Below are 16,164 nucleotides of genomic sequence, written 5' to 3'. Positions count from 1 at the left end.
TCCGATGAAACTTCATGAATTAAAAGCAAACGAAGGTACTCGTAAAGAAAGAAACCGTGTTGGACGCGGAATGTCTTCCGGGAACGGTAAAACTTCCGGCCGTGGACAGAAAGGGCAAAAAGCTCGTTCCGGCGGTCGTACACGTCCAGGATTTGAGGGTGGACAAACACCTTTATTCCAACGTTTACCTAAACGAGGCTTTACGAATATTAACCGTAAAGATTATACAATTGTAAACTTAGATAAATTAAATCAATTTGAAGAAGGCACTGAAGTTACACCAGAGCTATTACTTGAAGATGGTGTCGTGAGTAAGTTAAATGCAGGTATCAAAGTACTTGGTAATGGCACGATTGATAAGAAGCTCACAGTAAAAGCTCATAAGTTTTCTCAAGCTGCAAAAGAAGCGATTGAGGCTGCGGGCGGTAAAACTGAGGTGATCTAATGTTTCGCACAATCTCCAATTTCTGGCGTGTCGCTGACATTAGACGGAAAATACTATTCACGCTAGCCATGCTTGTTATTTTCCGTCTTGGCACATTTATTCCTGTACCATTCACAGATAGGACAGCACTTGGTTTTATGACAGAGCAACAAAACGTATTCGGATTTCTTAATACGTTCGGTGGAGGGGCATTACAGAACTTCTCCATATTCGCTATGGGGATTATGCCTTATATCACGGCATCCATCATAATGCAGCTTTTGCAAATGGATGTTGTCCCGAAATTTACAGAGTGGAAGAAACAAGGAGAAATGGGCCGTAAGAAAATTGCTCAAGTCACGCGCTATGGTACAATTGGGCTTGCGTTTATTCAAGGAATAGTCATGTCAATTGGGTTTAATGCAATGGCAGGCGGCTTACTAATCCAAGATCCGGGCTTTGGGAAATTCTTGATAATAGCTGTGACATTAACAGCAGGAACAGCCTTCCTTATGTGGTTAGGTGAACAAATTACTGCTCATGGAGTAGGGAATGGAATTTCCATTATCATCTTTGCAGGAATTGTTGCTGCTGTACCAAATGGAGTTAATCAACTATTCAGCCAGTATTTCGTAAATGCCGGGGATGAACTATTCATCAACATTATTATCGTAGCCATTATTGTACTTGTTATTATCGCAGTAACTGTTGGTGTAATCTACGTCAACCAGGCACTGAGAAAAATTCCAGTACAATACGCAAAACGCCTCGTTAACCGTTCACCGGTTGGAGGGCAATCCACTCATCTACCGATTAAAGTAAATGCTGCCGGGGTAATTCCGGTCATCTTTGCAGTTGCTTTCATGGTAGCTCCAACGACAATCGCTGGTTTTTATGAGGGAAATTCTTTTGCAGATACGATTATGATGATCTTTGATTATACACAACCGATCGGAATGGTTATCTATACAGCGTTAATTATCGCATTCACCTATTTCTATACATTTGTTCAGGTGAATCCGGAACAAATGGCAGAGAATCTGCAGAAACAAGGTGGGTATATTCCGGGTATCCGTCCAGGACACAACACGGAAAACTATTTATCACGCGTATTGAAACGCCTAACATTTGTAGGAGCGCTTTTCTTGGCTGCTGTTTCCATACTGCCTATTATATTAGGAAGTCTTGCGAACTTACCACAATCCGTACAAATCGGCGGAACAAGCTTACTAATTGTTGTAGGGGTTGCATTAACAACTATGAAGCAACTTGAAGGCCAGCTAGTGAAACGTCACTACAAAGGTTTTATCAAGTAATTTCCTGCCGACATTGAAGAAGCGAGGGGAAACGATTGAATTTGATTTTAATGGGTCTACCTGGTGCTGGTAAAGGTACTCAGGCAGAGAAAATAAATGAAAAATATAACATCCCTCATATTTCTACAGGGGATATGTTCCGAGCAGCAATTAAAGAAGGTACAGACCTGGGAAAAAAAGCTAAAGAATATATGGATCAAGGAGCACTTGTTCCAGATGAAGTAACGACTGGAATCGTGAGAGAACGTCTAATGAAAGACGACTGTAAAGACGGCTTTCTTCTGGATGGATTTCCAAGAACGATTGCTCAGGCGGAAAGCTTGGAAAAGATTCTCTCCGAATTAAATGAAACCATTGATTTCGTGTTACACGTAGATGTTCCAGCAGAAAACTTAGTGGAGCGTTTATCTGGCAGGCGGATTTGTCCAACTTGTGGAACAGCTTATCATGTGAAATTCAATCCTCCGAAAGAGGAAGGGATTTGTGATAAAGATGGTTCAGCATTAATCCAGCGTGATGATGACAAACCAGAAACGGTGAAGAATCGCTTAGCTGTAAACCTCGAACAAATGCAACCATTACTCGATTTCTATGAGAATAAAGGCTATCTTGCTCGAGTAAATGGAGATCAAGACATTGAGATTGTTTTCCAGGAAGTTCAGGAAATACTGGATAACAAAGCGTAACAGAGGATGACCGGATTAGGTGCAATTCTGGCCTTCTGACGTTATAATGAAGGGCGTAGTAACTTACAGATAGCTATAACTTTAAAAGCTCATCTGAAAGCTTAAAACGTAACGTACACAGATCCCGGAAACTGCGGGTTAAAAAGGTACATTAATATTAGCGGATGGAGTAAATCGAAGCAGATGCAGCTTGAGGTAACTAATTATTACTAGGGCTCGACAGCTTTTCTCCACATATCCCAATAGCCTTCTAGAAACTGATCATGTCACAATTGGGAAATTGCGATTTACCATCCTGACGAGTACTTGGGCTTGTGACTGATTTAAAGGAAGGAGATCAAACAAATGGCAAAAGATGATGTTATTGAAGTAGAAGGTACTGTAACGGAAACACTGCCGAACGCAATGTTTCATGTCGAACTCGAAAACGGTCATACTGTTTTAGCGCATGTATCTGGAAAGATTCGTATGCACTATATCCGAATTTTACCAGGTGACAAGGTTACAGTTGAACTTTCTCCGTATGATTTAACAAGAGGTCGAATTACGTACCGTTATAAATAATGCTCCGATCTTAAAGGAGGTAATAAGGATGAAAGTAAGAGCATCTGTAAAACCAATTTGCGAAAAATGTAAAGTAATTAAGCGAAAAGGTAAAGTAATGGTGATTTGCGAAAATCCAAAACACAAACAAAAACAAGGTTAATATAGGAGGTGCATGATCTTGGCACGTATTTCAGGTATTGATATTCCACGTGATAAACGAGTCGTTATTTCATTAACGTACATCTTTGGAATTGGTAAAACGACTGCAAAACAAATCCTTAAAGAGGCAAACGTTTCTGAAGATACTCGTGTACGCGATCTAACAGAAGACGAACTCGGACGTATTCGACGAGCTGTAGAGTCTGTTACGATTGAAGGGGACCTACGTCGTGAAGTATCCCTCAACATTAAGCGTCTGATTGAAATTGGATCTTACAGAGGTGTACGTCACCGTCGCGGTTTACCGGTTCGTGGACAAAAGACAAAGAACAACTCTCGTACGCGTAAAGGCCCACGTAAAACAATGGCTAACAAGAAACAGTAATAATTGAAAGGAGGCACATTTTAGATGGCTCGTAATACAAACACACGCAAACGCCGTGTCAGAAAACAAGTAGAAACTGGTATTGCACATATCCGTTCTACATTTAACAACACAATTGTAACGATTACTGATGAAAAAGGAAATGCTGTATCTTGGAGCTCTGCAGGTGCACTAGGTTTCAAAGGTTCACGTAAATCTACTCCTTTTGCAGCTCAAATGGCAGCTGAAACTGCAGCTAAAACAGCAGTTGAAAATGGTATGAAAAGTCTCGAAGTAACCGTTAAAGGACCAGGAGCAGGACGTGAAGCAGCAATTCGTTCCCTTCAGGCAGCAGGCCTAGAAGTAACGGCAATTGTTGACGTAACACCGGTTCCTCATAATGGTTGTCGCCCACCAAAACGTCGTCGTGTATAATTCACTGTAGTTCGGTTATTTAAGGGCTGATTCGTTAGCTTTTTGGATAACATCGTATAGATTTTGTCACCCTGTCTATACTGGGTTATAATGGTAAAATTATACTCTGCACGTTTTATTAACGATAGATAGGTATGTACAAAGGAAAGACAGGTAGTGCAAGATTGCACGGGCTGCCTACTTGAGGAATTTCGGTTAGACGATCTGTGTCTAGCCGGGGTTTTGACGTTTTTAAGGAGGGTTTTATTGAATGATTGAAATTGAGAAACCAAAGATTGAAACGGTTGAAATTAGTGATGATGCTACATTTGGAAAATTCGTAGTTGAACCTCTTGAGCGTGGATATGGTGCCACTCTTGGAAACTCCTTGCGTCGTATTTTGCTGTCCTCACTTCCGGGTGCTGCTATTACTTCAGTTCAGATTGACGGAGCATTGCATGAATTTTCCACGGTTGATGGCGTGGTTGAGGATGTAACAACGATCATTTTGAATTTAAAAAAGCTCGCACTTAAAATCTACTCTGATGAACCAAAAACATTAGAATTAGATATCCAGGGTAAAGCTAATGTGACTGCTGCAGATTTAACTTATGACAGTGATGTCGAAGTAATGAATCCAGATCTTCACATTGCAACGGTTAACGGTAAAGGTCGCTTGTATATGAAGATGACTGCTGAACGCGGTCGCGGCTATCGCCCGGCTGAGGAAAATAAACATGAAGAACAACCAATTGGAGTCATTCCGGTAGATTCGATTTTCACACCAGTAGAACGTGTAACCTACCAAGTGGAAAATACACGTGTTGGGCAAGTTGTAGACTTTGATAAATTAACATTCGAAGTTTCAACAGACGGAAGTATCCGCCCGGAAGAAGCTATTTCTTTAGGTGCAAAGATTATTTCTGAACATCTGAACATCTTTATCGGACTGACAGATGAAGCTCAGAATGTCGAAATCATGGTTGAAAAAGAAGAAGACCAAAAAGAAAAAGTAATGGAAATGACGATTGAAGAACTTGATCTTTCTGTAAGATCATATAACTGCTTGAAGCGTGCTGGGATCAATACTGTTCAGGAACTAACAACGAAGACTGAAGAGGACATGATGAAAGTACGTAACTTAGGTCGTAAATCATTAGATGAAGTAAAACAAAAGCTTGCTGATCTTAGTTTAGGTTTACGAAATGACGATTAAAGCAGTCACCTTGAGATTTTGGAAAAAGGAGGGATAGTCCATGACTAGAAAGTTAGGACGTACCACAGATCATCGTATGGCACTACTTCGTAACCTTGCATCTGATTTAATTATTCATGAACGCCTGGAAGTAACAGAAGCAAAAGCGAAAGAGCTTAGATCTGTAGTGGATAAAATGATTACACTCGGAAAACGTGGCGATCTTCATGCACGTCGCCAGGCAGCAGCTTTTCTTTACAATAAAGAAACTGCAGAAGACAACTCAGTAATTCAAAAGCTTTTCGATGATGTTGCAAAACGTTATGAAGACAGACAAGGCGGCTATACGCGCGTACTTAAACTAGGTGAGCGCCAAGGTGATGGAGCGCCCATGGCAATCATTGAATTAGTTTAATCAAAAAACGGCAAGGGCAGGACGATATCTCTCCACAGAGGTGAATCCAAGCCCTTTTTTGTTTTATACTCAACTTCATCAAGAATTCCCAGTCAATGAAGTCTGTGACGTTTTCATTCAGCGTAAGTGTTTTGCTCGTTTCCTTTTATAGCGTCCTGATTGCCGTTCAGTTGCCCAGAGAACGGATGCTTTCCACGGGCACGGCCTCAGCCTCCTCGGAAGAAAAGCACTTCCTGCGGGGTCTTCGGACTCGTGCTATTCCCGTAGGAGTCACCGTCTTCTGGGCAACTGAACTGGTAGAGAGCGTTATTATTTTTGGAGATACTATCCCATCATGATGAGTGTTCTATTCCTAGCATAATAAACAGTGCTCCGGATCAGGCCTTTCCTGGGAGTGGTCCAGACACCTCGAGACTCCTGCGGGAGGCCGGCTAAGTACGGTCACGTCCTGTGACCAATGCCGGCATTAGAACATCCTGTTCGTCGATAGGCCTGGTGAGACCCCGCAGGGCATTAGCCCGAGGAGGCTCACTGGCCGTCCGCGGAAAGCGAGAGGTGTCTGGACTGCGGACCTCCAGAAGAAAGTTGCACTAACGCTGAATGAAAGCATCCAACGGTTTTTTGTTTTTTCATTAAGCTATTCATAGCTGTTTCAGACTGCGAAAGTTGAGTTGTTTTGTTGAAGATAGGGTTTGTTATCAATACCCGTATGAAGCTTGTATCATGTTGGTAGGGTGTTGAGGACGCTCCTCAACGACCGACTGGATTCTGTTTTTGGAGTATCGGTCGTTGATGAGGCTTTTCAACTCCCTAATGGCTGTTATTTTATGTGTCTTCGTTGTTGATAGATCTTCTCAGTGCCCAATAGCTTCTGTTTCTTCTGTTTGGGTAGCTGATAGGATTGCTTGAAATAGATGCGAACTATTATCCTTATAATAAATTTAAAACGGGATTACAATTAGCAGAGAAGAGTGGAGTACCTTTCTTCGTGAAAATCTTTGACAGGGGATTTAGATACTGATTCTCCGTCTAGATTGAGATATACTAATACATAGAATAGAAAGGTCCGCATTTGGAGCGGAGGAGGCTGATAAGATGAGGAAGGCATTGATTGAGTTTCGGAATGTGTCGTTTCGCTATGAGGAGAACTCGCCTTGGGTTTTGAAAAATTTATCTTTTACAATTTATGAAAATGAATTTGTTGCGATTATCGGACATAATGGTTCAGGTAAATCAACTATCGCAAAACTAGTGAATGGCCTACTATTTCCCCAACAAGGGGAGATTTTAATAAATGGTATTACCGTGAATGAAGAAACGATTTGGGATATCAGGCGGGAAATTGGGATGGTATTCCAAAATCCGGATAACCAGTTTGTTGGTGCAACGGTACAGGATGATGTAGCGTTCGGAATGGAAAACCGGGGTATTCCTCGGGAAGAGATGATTAAAAGAATTGAAGAAACACTTCAAGCTGTTCGGATGTCGGATTATCGTCTTACGGAACCGCATCGACTTTCTGGTGGCCAGAAACAACGGATCGCCATTGCGAGTGTATTGGCGATTTCACCTAAAGTGCTGATCTTAGATGAGGCGACGGCCATGCTTGATCCAAAAGGAAGAAAAGAAATCATGGATACTGTTTCGGAGTTGAGTGAACAACGCGGACTCTCGCTTATTACGATTACCCATGATCTTGCAGAAGTTGTCCAGGCGGAACGGGTTATTGTCATGAATCAGGGTGAGATATGGGCAGAAGCGACGCCGAGAGAGATTTTTTCAAAGCGTAAAGAGCTGAGAGAAATCGGGCTTGATGTCCCATTTGTCGCCATATTGGCAGAGGAATTAAAACAAGTCGATGTAAAACTTACGAAAGAACCATTAAATCAAGAGGAACTACTGGAGGAACTATGGACATTACATTCAAGAACGTGACATATATCTATCAACGTAATTCACCCTTTGAGCATAAAGCGGTCGATGACTTGTCATTCCATATTCCATCTGGCTCATTTGTAGCAATTATTGGCCATACGGGTTCAGGTAAGTCGACCTTAATCCAGCATCTGAATGGACTATCTGCCCCAAGTGAAGGGGAAGTGCACATCGGTGATTTCAAGCTGACCAACGAGGAAAAACCGAAAAACATGAAAGAACTGCGGAGTCGGGTCGGAGTGGTGTTCCAGTACCCGGAACACCAGCTATTTGAAGAGACCGTCGCAAAGGATATTGCTTTTGGACCGGAAAACTTTGGCGTCCAGCAAGAAGAAATTGAGAAACGGACGAGGCAAGTTATCCGCCAGGTGCATCTACCGGAAGAGCTGCTGGAACGCTCCCCCTTCGATTTGAGTGGGGGGCAGAAACGACGAGTTGCAATAGCTGGCGTATTGGCAATTCAGCCGGAAGTGCTCGTGCTTGATGAACCGACTGCAGGCCTTGATCCCCGAGGGCAGAAAGAAATTATGGACATGTTTTATGAATTGCATAAGCAGGAAGGCCTGACAACGATTCTCGTCACTCACAGTATGGAGGATGCCTTGAAGTATGCGGATCATATCCTGATTTTAAACAAGGGAAAGAAGTTTATGGAAGGAACCCCCGTTGACGTGTTTAGTCAAAAGGAAGCACTCCAGAGTGTCCAGCTGGATGTTCCGGAAGTCGTGGAGTTTCTGATTAAGTTCGAGAAAAAAATCGGCAAACCGATTCCATTCCATAATCAGTCGATGAAAGAACTTGCAGAAGAGATCCAGCAAGTTGTAAAAGGAGTGGATTTTCATGAGTAACTCCTTAATCATCGGTCAATATGTTCCAGGGAATTCACTCATTCACCGTTTAGATCCCCGAACGAAAATAACAATTATCTTTTTCTTTGTCTTTATCGTCTTTTTTGCAAATAATGTGCCGAGCTATGGGATTTTAATTGTATTTGCTTTAACTGCGATGTTTACGAGTAAGGTACCAATTCGTTTTATTATGAAAGGTCTAATGCCTGTTTGGTTTCTGATCGTTTTCACCTTTATTCTCCATCTGTTTGTCACGAAAGAGGGGACAGTCGTTTTTGAATTGGGGATTTTCAAGTTTTATTCGGGAGGAATTATTCAAGGGTTCGCTATCTCAATCCGTTTCTTTCTCTTGATCCTTGTTACTTCTTTATTAACATTAACGACGACGCCGATTGAGATTACGGACGGAATTGAGGATATGTTACATCCATTGAAGCGATTTAAATTCCCTGTGCATGAACTCGCGTTGATGATGTCGATTTCTTTACGCTTCATTCCGACACTGATGCAGGAAACGGATAAAATATCAAAAGCGCAAGCCTCTCGTGGGGTTGACTTCCGCACGGGACCGTTAAAAGAGCGGGTGAAAGCAATTGTCCCGTTACTTGTGCCCTTGTTCATCAGTGCATTTAAACGGGCTGAGGAGCTGGCAATGGCAATGGAAGCCCGGGGCTACCAGGGTGGGGATAATCGAACGAAATTAAGAGAATTAAAAGTTACAAAGTTCGATATAATGGGTTATATCGTCTTTATCCTCGTGGTAGCTACTCTATTTGTAACAAGAATGTATGGGTGAGGGTTGCAAGATGAGACGAATAAAATGCACGCTAGCCTATGATGGCTCGGGATTCTTTGGCTTTCAAATCCAGCCGGATAAGCGAACGGTGGCAGGTGAACTGGAGAAAAGCTTACAGAAAATGCATAAGGGACAAACCATTTGCATCCATGGTTCAGGTCGTACGGATACTGGTGTTCATGCGAAAGGGCAAGTCATCCATTTTGATTCCCCGCTTCAGTTGCCTGTGGAAAATTGGAAAAAAGCCTTAAACGCACTGCTCCCGGAAGACATTTATATAACGAAGGTGGAAATCGTCACAGATGCCTTCCACGCGCGTTTTGACGCTATAGCTAAGGAATATCATTACTTCGTGCGAACGGCGCCAGAACGGGACGTATTTAGCCGGAATTATACCTATCACTTTCCGCACGCACTCGACGTCGACAAAATCAAGGAAGCATGCACCTATTTCGAGGGAACGCATGATTTTACTACATTTTCTTCGGTGAAAACAAGTGTCAAAGGAAACAAAGTTCGTACGCTATATACTGTAAGCTGTGAAACGAAGGAGTCTGGTCTTCGCTTCATATTTCATGGGGATGGTTTCCTGTATAATATGGTTCGTATAATTGCCGGCTTCCTTCTCGATGTTGGTCAAGGAAAATGGGAACCAGAGGAAATACCAGGTTTAATCGCGGCAAAAGACCGCAGTAAAATAGGCAAAACAATCGGTCCAGAAGGTTTATATTTAATGCGGGTAGTTTATCCCGATGCAATCGTTCGTAAAACTTCTGCTGAATGAGGTTTCTTTTATAGAAAAATCAAGAGAAACCTTGACAAACCTACCCATTATGTTATATTATGATTTATGGCATTTTATTTCTAAACCATGATTAGCCCCGGAATCTAATTATGTTTTAAGAAACTTAAAATACAAAATATGAAACGGATTTTATATATATGGAGGGAAATCTATCATGCGCACAACATTCATGGCAAATGAAGCGAACATTGAACGCAAATGGCTTGTTGTTGATGCAGAAGGCAAACGTCTAGGTCGTCTTGCGAGTGAAGTTGCTACTATCCTTCGTGGAAAGCATAAACCAACTTATACTCCGCATGCAGATACAGGAGACTATGTCATCGTCATCAATGCAGAGAAAATCGAATTAACTGGGAACAAAGAGAACGACAAAATGTATTACCGTCATTCTAATCATCCAGGTGGACTGAAAGAGCGTAACGCAGCAGATTTACGTGCTAAGCACCCTGAACGTATGATCGAGCTTGCAGTAAAAGGTATGCTGCCAAAAGGTCCATTAGGAAGCAAAATGGGTAAAAAATTACATGTTGTTGCAGGTCCAGAGCATAAATATCAAGCACAAAAACCAGAAGTATACGAGCTTCGTGGGTAATCAAAGGAGGTAAATTCATTGGCACAAGTACAATACTACGGCACAGGACGTCGTAAAAAATCAACTGCACGTGTACGTTTAGTACCAGGTTCAGGTAATATCACAATCAATGGTCGTGAAGCAAGAGAATATTTCCCATATGAAACACAGCTTCTTATTCTAAACCAGCCATTAGTTGCAACAGAAACAGAAGGAACATATGACATTCTAGTTAATGTTCACGGTGGTGGATTCACTGGTCAAGCTGGTGCAATTCGTCATGGAATTTCTCGTGCGCTATTACAAGCCGATCCAGAATATCGTGCTTCATTAAAACGTGAAGGTTACTTGACTCGTGACCCTAGAATGAAAGAGCGTAAGAAGTATGGACTTAAAGGCGCACGTCGTGCACCACAGTTCTCAAAACGTTAATAAATCAACACTTGCAAATCCCTCAACCATTTATGGTTGGGGGATTTTACTGTATATGGGGACGTTTAAATTGGTAGAAAAATTCACACGTAGCATACACGTAACATACGAGTAGCATACAAATAATTTAAAGAAAAGGTGTAGCTTTGAAATGAATTTTGATACAATTACATTGATTAGCTGAATTGTGACAAAGCAACAATCGGGCCAGATTGTTGTGCGAAATGTTCCTAGTTTAAATGGAGGGTGGTCACATCACTTCAGTAAAGACTAGGCAATCCCTTGTGGGATTGAAGGATTATATCGAAGAATCAAATGAAGAGGTAACGCTCGGAAGGGTTCTCTCTTAGTCGATTAGCACTTGGGTTAGTAAGAATGACAGTGTTAAAAGCTCGGTAAAAAGGCGTGAGAATTTACCGTAACAGTGCTATTTAGCTGACGAAAGCCTACCCGATGGGGTGGTGTAAATCATGATGCTTGAGTTGATTGAATATGGTGAGAATGCAAATAAACCTACCATAAAGGGTTACGCTGACAAACTTCCGAAGGTACGGGTCTAAACTGGCAATACGTAGAAATGTGTATATCACTTAAATGTGAGGTTAGCAGTGGTCGAGTAAGATTAGCAATTATGAAAGTCCATGATATGTTATAGGCATATGAACGGCTAACAGGCTTACAGGAAGCACCTAAGTTCATTCTATAATAGATATAATTCAACGTTGTAAGCTGATAACGTGGAGGACTTACTTCCCTTGAAACGGTGTTAAGGAAAGCAATAGTGAAAATAGCTATTGTATAACTCAACTTTGTTTCAGTGAAAGTGGTGGCACAGTACCAATGAAATGTCTAATCAACATGGAGGGATAGCCACTAGACTAATGAAGAATCATTCAACCATGTATGGCAGTTCTTTATCGGTTAACAAGGTTCTTGTGAGACTAATAGAGGTTCAACTCCTAAGGGAGTCACCGACTTGTTGAAACGGAAGAAACTGAGACATAGCGAGTACTATAATATGCAACATTGTTTTGATAACCTATATACTCAAAGTGTTAATGGTCAAAATTTCTATGATTTAATGAACTTAATTAGTTCTAATGAAAATATACGTCTTGCTTATCGAAACATCAAAAGAAATACTGGGAGTAAAACAGCTGGAACAAATAAGTTAACAATCGATGATATTAAACACTTGTCAGTTGAGGAAGTTATTGAACACATCCGAAATATGTTTAAAACATATGAACCAGATAGTGTTAGACGTGTTTTTATTCCGAAAGCAAATGGAAAAGTAAGACCATTGGGTATCCCGACTATATGGGATAGAATTGTCCAACAATGTATCTTACAGATATTGGAACCAATTTGCGAGGCGAAATTTCATAAACATAGCTACGGATTCAGACCAAATAGAAGCACACACCATGCAAAAGCGAGATTTGAATCGCTTATAAATATGGCAAGGCTTTATCATTGCATTGATGTAGACATAAAGGGATTTTTTGATAACGTTCACCATAGTAAATTACTTAAGCAAATTTGGTCACTTGGAATAAAAGATAAAGCATTACTTTCTATTATATCCAGACTATTAAAAGCAGAGATTGTTGGAGAAGGTGTACCAACAAAAGGAACACCGCAAGGTGGCATTCTCTCCCCACTTTTATCGAATATTGTTCTAAATGAACTCGATTGGTGGGTCAGTAATCAATGGGAAACTTTTCAGACCCAACATGACTATAAACATTCTGGAAGTAAAGCACAGGCACTTAAAAAATCTAAGCTAAAAGAATGTTACATTGTCAGATATGCCGATGATTGTGTGCCACGAAGGCTTGGTGCGTAAGCAACAAAGCCTGCTGCACAAAAGATGAGAGTAGGCCTCTCGTAATCGCTATACAGGTAGAGATTGCAAACCACTCTAAGGTGCTGTAGTCAAAAGCTATGGTATTGAGCGTTAGAGAAAAGGCAGGGCTAGACCTTGTCAGGTACGTATTAAGGAGACGAAAACCAGTGAACCGCTGAAGAAGTATCGAAAGCGTAGGGATGTCATCAAAACCGAGGGGGAGTCGTTAACTCGGGATAAGTTCGGAAGAAACCTGCTTACTGTCCGTTCGGTGACCGGTATAAAGGCGGCGTGAACTTAATACAGGCTTTTGTGTGGAACGTGGGAACCTACGACATGGATGCCAAGGGAGAAATTCAAGTGGATACCCCACAAGAATCAGAGTACCAATGCCATGTATAGGGGCGGAATAACTCGTAGTAGCAATGAAACCTCCTAACGGAGGCGGAGCAAAGGGGTTATGTTATTCAGTTTTATAAACAAGTCAACCATCAAATGGGAGGAACTTATGAGTAAAACAAAACCATATGCAATATCTAAGAACATAGTATACGAAGCATATTTAAAAGTGAAAGCAAACAAAGGCTCAGCGGGAATTGATGAACAGTCCCTTGACGAATTTGAGGAAAACCTTAAGGATAATCTGTATAAAATATGGAATCGAATGTCATCTGGAAGTTACTTTCCACCATCGGTTAAAGCCGTGGAAATCCCGAAGAAAGCCGGGGGTACAAGAAGAGCATGAAAATATCTCATTTGATTTTCTAGGTTATACATTCAGGCCTCGACTGTCAAAGAACAGGTGGGGCAAATATTTTGTCAATTTCACTCCTGCCATTAGCAATAAATCGAAGAAGTCAATACGGCAAAAAGTAAGAAGCTGGAAACTGCAATTGAAAGCAGAAAAAGATATCAAAGACCTTTCAAATATGTTTAATCCCGTAATTCAAGGGTGGATTAATTACTATGGGAAATTCTACAAATCTGAAATGTATTCTGCCTTAAGGCACGTTAATAAAGCTTTAATTATGTGGGCAAGGAAGAAAGTATAAGAAATTAGCCAAGCATAAGAAAAGGGCAGAACATTTTATAGGTAGAATTGCAAAGCAAAATCCCAGACTCTTTAAGCACTGGGAATTAGGTATTAAGCCTGTGGCTGAATAACGGGAGCCGGATGAGCTGAGAGGTTCACGTCCGGTGGTGTTATCCAGAAGTCAGGATAACACCACTTATCCCGACCTCTGGATTATTCCGACTTTTATAAGTTGGGCATCGAAACCACAAGGTCATTATTATATTTTTGATGGCTCATAGCTTAAAAGTCGGAATAATTATTTCTATAATAAACCATAAAGACGTTTAATTAATTCGTCATCATTCTGCCATGAAGTAACTTTCCGATTCTGTGATAGTGGGTTTAGGCTGCTTGTTGCTTTTTCTATAGCCTCCCGTTTCATTTGTGTATCCGCATATGCATAAATCTTGGTTGTTTCCAACTGTGCATGTCCCAACCATTCGGATAAGAGTGCTAGCGGCATACCACCACGGTAAAGATGCATTGCCCTGGAATGACGAAACATATGTGGATGAAGACCTTCAGGTACTTTATTGCATTGTTCTTTCGCTGCTTTTCCATATTGTTTCATAAATTTAGCGACATTATCAGCTGACATTGGCTGTCTTTTCCCTTTTTGTTTAACGTAGAATAAAAATTCGTCTGTAGACTTTCCGTCATGGAAAATTTTAATGTAATTATTAAAGTGATCAATGGTTCTCTGCATAAGTGGTACAATCCTTATTTTGTTTCCTTTTCCCGTTAATACTACATATGGTTCCTTTGTAGACAAACGAATGTCGCTGACTTTTAAGTTAAGTACTTCTTGATTTCTGCCGGCAGTGTCGTACATCAATATCATGAAAAATAAATCCCGTATCCCTTTTCTAGTAGATGTATCTGGTTGTGCAAGAATTTCCTGTAATGCATCTTCTTCAAAGAATTTCAATTGTTGGGTTTTCTCCGCCTTTTTGATAGGTATCTTTTCAAATTCAAGAGTATAGGCCATGACCGACAGGTCCCTATTTCCCACATATTTATAAAAAGAACGTATACTAGAAAGCCTGTGATTTCTAGTCGGTACACTACATTTGCGAGTTTCTTCTAGCCAATGAAGATAGCCTTCCACTGTTTTTCTAGATATCTTATCAAAAGAAATATCCATCAACTGAAGGTTTTCTTCCTCTTTTAGATATTCTAGAAGGAGATTCAACGACTCTCTGTAAGCCTTAATTGTATTCGCACTGCTTGCCTTTTGTTTTGGCAAATAGACTGTGAGGAAATCCCGTACCATCTGGTAAAACTTCAAGCTTTCCGATTTCACCATGGCGACACCTCTGGTATCAGTACGGAAAATGAATCCCAATCAACCGCCTTGGAACGAGTCAGGTTCGTGGGAAGAAGATGGATGTAATAGGCGGTATCGGAAAATCTGGCATGCCCCATATATGTGCTTAGGTATGGAAGCTTTGCATATAAGTCTACGCCCTCGTTTAGCCAATTCATCATTACCGCGGAAGCGAATCTGTGACGGAGATCGTATACGCGCACTCTTCTAGAACCTTGCGCAGGTTGAACACGTTCCCATATCGAAAGAAATTGTCTAGTGAGCCATTTAGCCGAATACGGGTTGCCGTCTGGGTTTGGAAAAAAGTATTCGCTTTTGGGTGAAAATATTTTAAGGTTTTCATTATAATTTATGCAGAAATTTCTTAAGTCATCTGACATTGGTACAATTCGTTCTCTATGCGTTTTATTCTTACGAATAAAGAGGGTGCCATTATCCAAATCCACGTCTGATTTCTTGATTTCACGTCCTTCATTCGGACGGAGACCACAGAAATAAATCATTCTTAATAACGCAGGGACAATTATATGCCGATTTGGTGTGTTTTTATTTCTCTTTAGGCGGTCAGCTTCAGTGAAAATAGCTATAAGCTCTTCATCTGTAAATATATATGGTGTAAAGGAAGAACTTCCTCCTGAAAAATTAGAAGGTATAACATAACTCTCGATACCAATCGCATTCAGATACTTTCCGAATTCTCTTAGGGGGGTAAGCCTTCTCCGGAATCCTGAATGACTTTCAGTAGATCGTCTCACCGCCCATGCATAGGCAAGTTCCATGGTCAGTCTGTCATCCTTCGGATAATTTTCCCCGCAGAATCTACTAAAATCACGAAGAAAACCTTCATACGTGTGTCTTTGATAGCCTAGACTTACTTTGAAATCAAGCATTTCCTCAATATATGGTAAAAAAAGGCTTTCAGCTTCATGTTTCATAATCGGGCCTCCCCGATGGTTTCGAAGCTTAATGCACACTGCTTCAGTCCATTAGTATCCAGGGAGATATAC

Annotated in this window: 19 protein-coding genes and 1 pseudogene; 18 read left to right on the top strand and 2 right to left on the bottom strand. The window is 41.0% G+C overall.

What is annotated here, in order from left to right; translation table 11 throughout:
- The first annotated feature begins 4 nt into the window (after positions 1-4).
- From rplO to SPD53_RS10450, 18 genes and pseudogenes are all read left to right on the top strand, one after another.
- Positions 5-445, top strand: a complete 441-nt coding sequence (gene rplO, locus SPD53_RS10535; RefSeq protein ID WP_156857252.1) for a 50S ribosomal protein L15 — start codon at positions 5-7, stop codon at positions 443-445.
- Positions 445-1,740 (top strand): preprotein translocase subunit SecY, encoded by a 1,296-nt coding sequence (gene secY, locus SPD53_RS10530; protein ID WP_188858462.1) that lies wholly within the window; start codon positions 445-447, stop codon positions 1,738-1,740. The genes rplO and secY overlap by 1 nt, the downstream gene beginning before the upstream one ends.
- Positions 1,741-1,775: 35 nt before the next feature.
- A complete protein-coding gene (locus SPD53_RS10525; protein ID WP_156857250.1) occupies positions 1,776-2,426 on the top strand; it encodes an adenylate kinase in 651 nt (216 codons plus the stop codon).
- A 345-nt stretch (positions 2,427-2,771) separates the two neighbouring features.
- Complete coding sequence (gene infA, locus SPD53_RS10520) at positions 2,772-2,990, top strand: translation initiation factor IF-1 (RefSeq protein ID WP_156857249.1); 219 nt, start codon at positions 2,772-2,774, stop codon at positions 2,988-2,990.
- A 28-nt stretch (positions 2,991-3,018) separates the two neighbouring features.
- Complete coding sequence (rpmJ, locus tag SPD53_RS10515; protein WP_010095733.1) at positions 3,019-3,132, top strand: 50S ribosomal protein L36; 114 nt, start codon at positions 3,019-3,021, stop codon at positions 3,130-3,132.
- Between the two features lie 18 nt (positions 3,133-3,150).
- The gene (gene rpsM, locus SPD53_RS10510) at positions 3,151-3,516 is read left to right on the top strand and encodes a 30S ribosomal protein S13 (protein ID WP_156857248.1); all 366 of its coding nucleotides are present in this window, start codon (positions 3,151-3,153) and stop codon (positions 3,514-3,516) included.
- A 24-nt stretch (positions 3,517-3,540) separates the two neighbouring features.
- Positions 3,541-3,930, top strand: coding sequence for a 30S ribosomal protein S11 (gene rpsK, locus SPD53_RS10505; RefSeq protein WP_156857247.1), 390 nt, complete (start codon positions 3,541-3,543; stop codon positions 3,928-3,930).
- Positions 3,931-4,180: 250 nt separating this feature from the next.
- Positions 4,181-5,125: a DNA-directed RNA polymerase subunit alpha gene (locus tag SPD53_RS10500; protein ID WP_156857246.1), complete on the top strand. Its 945-nt coding sequence runs from the start codon at positions 4,181-4,183 to the stop codon at positions 5,123-5,125.
- A 40-nt stretch (positions 5,126-5,165) separates the two neighbouring features.
- Positions 5,166-5,519, top strand: a complete 354-nt coding sequence (gene rplQ / locus SPD53_RS10495; protein WP_156857245.1) for a 50S ribosomal protein L17 — start codon at positions 5,166-5,168, stop codon at positions 5,517-5,519.
- A 1,095-nt stretch (positions 5,520-6,614) separates the two neighbouring features.
- On the top strand, positions 6,615-7,454 hold the full coding sequence (locus SPD53_RS10490; protein WP_156857244.1) for an energy-coupling factor ABC transporter ATP-binding protein: 840 nt from the start codon (positions 6,615-6,617) through the stop codon (positions 7,452-7,454).
- On the top strand, positions 7,430-8,302 hold the full coding sequence (locus SPD53_RS10485) for an energy-coupling factor ABC transporter ATP-binding protein (RefSeq protein ID WP_156857243.1): 873 nt from the start codon (positions 7,430-7,432) through the stop codon (positions 8,300-8,302). The genes SPD53_RS10490 and SPD53_RS10485 overlap by 25 nt, the downstream gene beginning before the upstream one ends.
- Positions 8,295-9,098, top strand: a complete 804-nt coding sequence (locus tag SPD53_RS10480) for an energy-coupling factor transporter transmembrane component T family protein (protein WP_336252532.1) — start codon at positions 8,295-8,297, stop codon at positions 9,096-9,098. The genes SPD53_RS10485 and SPD53_RS10480 overlap by 8 nt, the downstream gene beginning before the upstream one ends.
- A gap of 10 nt (positions 9,099-9,108) precedes the next feature.
- Entirely contained in the window at positions 9,109-9,882 is a 774-nt protein-coding gene (gene truA, locus SPD53_RS10475; RefSeq protein ID WP_336252531.1) for a tRNA pseudouridine(38-40) synthase TruA, read from the top strand.
- A 175-nt stretch (positions 9,883-10,057) separates the two neighbouring features.
- The gene (gene rplM / locus SPD53_RS10470; RefSeq protein WP_156857240.1) at positions 10,058-10,495 is read left to right on the top strand and encodes a 50S ribosomal protein L13; all 438 of its coding nucleotides are present in this window, start codon (positions 10,058-10,060) and stop codon (positions 10,493-10,495) included.
- Between the two features lie 18 nt (positions 10,496-10,513).
- On the top strand, positions 10,514-10,906 hold the full coding sequence (rpsI, locus tag SPD53_RS10465) for a 30S ribosomal protein S9 (protein WP_156857239.1): 393 nt from the start codon (positions 10,514-10,516) through the stop codon (positions 10,904-10,906).
- 1,018 nt (positions 10,907-11,924) lie between these two features.
- A pseudogene (locus SPD53_RS10460) lies at positions 11,925-12,728 on the top strand (reverse transcriptase domain-containing protein); the annotation flags it as partial.
- A 535-nt stretch (positions 12,729-13,263) separates the two neighbouring features.
- Positions 13,264-13,500 (top strand): hypothetical protein, encoded by a 237-nt coding sequence (locus SPD53_RS10455; RefSeq protein WP_336252530.1) that lies wholly within the window; start codon positions 13,264-13,266, stop codon positions 13,498-13,500.
- Between the two features lie 148 nt (positions 13,501-13,648).
- Positions 13,649-13,807 (top strand): group II intron maturase-specific domain-containing protein, encoded by a 159-nt coding sequence (locus SPD53_RS10450; RefSeq protein WP_336252529.1) that lies wholly within the window; start codon positions 13,649-13,651, stop codon positions 13,805-13,807.
- Between the two features lie 285 nt (positions 13,808-14,092).
- On the opposite strand, the gene SPD53_RS10445 is transcribed toward SPD53_RS10450, so the two are convergent.
- Entirely contained in the window at positions 14,093-15,136 is a 1,044-nt protein-coding gene (locus tag SPD53_RS10445) for a site-specific integrase (RefSeq protein ID WP_336252528.1), read from the bottom strand.
- Positions 15,130-16,092: a tyrosine-type recombinase/integrase gene (locus SPD53_RS10440; protein ID WP_336252527.1), complete on the bottom strand. Its 963-nt coding sequence runs from the start codon at positions 16,090-16,092 to the stop codon at positions 15,130-15,132. Before SPD53_RS10440 ends, SPD53_RS10445 begins: the two co-directional genes overlap by 7 nt.
- Between the last annotated feature and the right edge of the window lie 72 nt (positions 16,093-16,164).

The organism is Oceanobacillus sp. MO10714A (genome assembly GCF_037072045.1).
GTDB lineage: Bacteria > Bacillota > Bacilli > Bacillales > Amphibacillaceae > Oceanobacillus > Oceanobacillus indicireducens.
The sequence above is the reverse complement of the archived record's forward strand: the minus strand, read 5'-3'. Positions and strand labels throughout refer to the sequence as shown.

Excerpts from the sequence above, each read along its gene's own strand:
- rplQ (WP_156857245.1), top strand. The coding sequence starts at position 5,166 with ATGACTAGAAAGTTAGGACGTACCACAGATCATCGTATGGCACTACTT.
- SPD53_RS10455 (WP_336252530.1), top strand. The coding sequence starts at position 13,264 with ATGAGTAAAACAAAACCATATGCAATATCTAAGAACATAGTATACGAA.
- truA (WP_336252531.1), top strand. The coding sequence starts at position 9,109 with ATGAGACGAATAAAATGCACGCTAGCCTATGATGGCTCGGGATTCTTT.
- secY (WP_188858462.1), top strand. The coding sequence starts at position 445 with ATGTTTCGCACAATCTCCAATTTCTGGCGTGTCGCTGACATTAGACGG.
- infA (WP_156857249.1), top strand. The coding sequence starts at position 2,772 with ATGGCAAAAGATGATGTTATTGAAGTAGAAGGTACTGTAACGGAAACA.
- SPD53_RS10445 (WP_336252528.1), bottom strand. The coding sequence starts at position 15,136 with ATGGTGAAATCGGAAAGCTTGAAGTTTTACCAGATGGTACGGGATTTC.
- rpsK (WP_156857247.1), top strand. The coding sequence starts at position 3,541 with ATGGCTCGTAATACAAACACACGCAAACGCCGTGTCAGAAAACAAGTA.
- rplO (WP_156857252.1), top strand. The coding sequence starts at position 5 with ATGAAACTTCATGAATTAAAAGCAAACGAAGGTACTCGTAAAGAAAGA.
- SPD53_RS10480 (WP_336252532.1), top strand. The coding sequence starts at position 8,295 with ATGAGTAACTCCTTAATCATCGGTCAATATGTTCCAGGGAATTCACTC.
- SPD53_RS10485 (WP_156857243.1), top strand. The coding sequence starts at position 7,430 with ATGGACATTACATTCAAGAACGTGACATATATCTATCAACGTAATTCA.
- SPD53_RS10500 (WP_156857246.1), top strand. The coding sequence starts at position 4,181 with ATGATTGAAATTGAGAAACCAAAGATTGAAACGGTTGAAATTAGTGAT.
- rpmJ (WP_010095733.1), top strand. The coding sequence starts at position 3,019 with ATGAAAGTAAGAGCATCTGTAAAACCAATTTGCGAAAAATGTAAAGTA.
- rplM (WP_156857240.1), top strand. The coding sequence starts at position 10,058 with ATGCGCACAACATTCATGGCAAATGAAGCGAACATTGAACGCAAATGG.
- SPD53_RS10490 (WP_156857244.1), top strand. The coding sequence starts at position 6,615 with ATGAGGAAGGCATTGATTGAGTTTCGGAATGTGTCGTTTCGCTATGAG.
- SPD53_RS10440 (WP_336252527.1), bottom strand. The coding sequence starts at position 16,092 with ATGAAACATGAAGCTGAAAGCCTTTTTTTACCATATATTGAGGAAATG.